Annotated in this window: 1 protein-coding gene; it reads right to left on the reverse strand. The window is 51.1% G+C overall.

All coding sequences use genetic code 11. From position 1 onward, the window contains the following. A partial coding sequence (locus E0D98_RS25355) for an RNA-guided endonuclease TnpB family protein (protein ID WP_139914194.1) occupies positions 1–654 on the reverse strand: 654 nt, incomplete at both ends.

The following is a 654-nucleotide window of genomic DNA, read 5'->3' on the forward strand; positions in this document are numbered from 1 at the left end:
CTGATTTTGCCCGGACATTGCGCCCCGGCTGGCTGACCGTACCCGCTGCTGACTTTGACATGTTGCTGACCTTCAAATCCTCAATGACTATCATTGCGTGGTTTTTGCTGACGGTCGTTGTGACTTTATGAAGGTAGTCCCTGCGGATATTTGCGATACGGGAATGCAGTCGCTGTATTTTGCGTTTCTGCTTCTGCCAGTTATTGCTGAATTTGACCTTGCGGCTTAACTGTCGCTGAAGTCTCGCCAGCGTCTTCTGGTTTTTCTGAAAACTGTTTACAGGCCCAAAGACTGTGCCATCTGACAGCGTGGCGAGTTTAGCCACGCCAGCATCCAGCCCGATCATTGATGCTGAAGGGTGAACCGGAGTTGATACTTCACTTTCTGTCTGAATACTGATGTACCACTTACCGCAGGACTGGCTGACCGTGACATTTTTCACAACACCCGTGACCTGACGGCTATTCCGGTAGCGCATCCAGCCCAGTTTCGGCAGAAAAATACGGCTGTTTTCCTGATCGAGCTTTACGCCCTGCGGGTAGCGGAATGCATCATTCTGTCCCCGCTTTTTGAATCGGGGAAAAGCAGCCCGCTTCCGGAAGAAGTTTTTGTAAGCCCGCTCAAGGTCTTTCAGTGACTGTTGCAATGGCTGTG

Origin of the sequence: Escherichia sp. KCJ4928 (assembly GCF_004352695.1) — a bacterium.
Lineage (GTDB): Bacteria > Pseudomonadota > Gammaproteobacteria > Enterobacterales > Enterobacteriaceae > ECMA0423.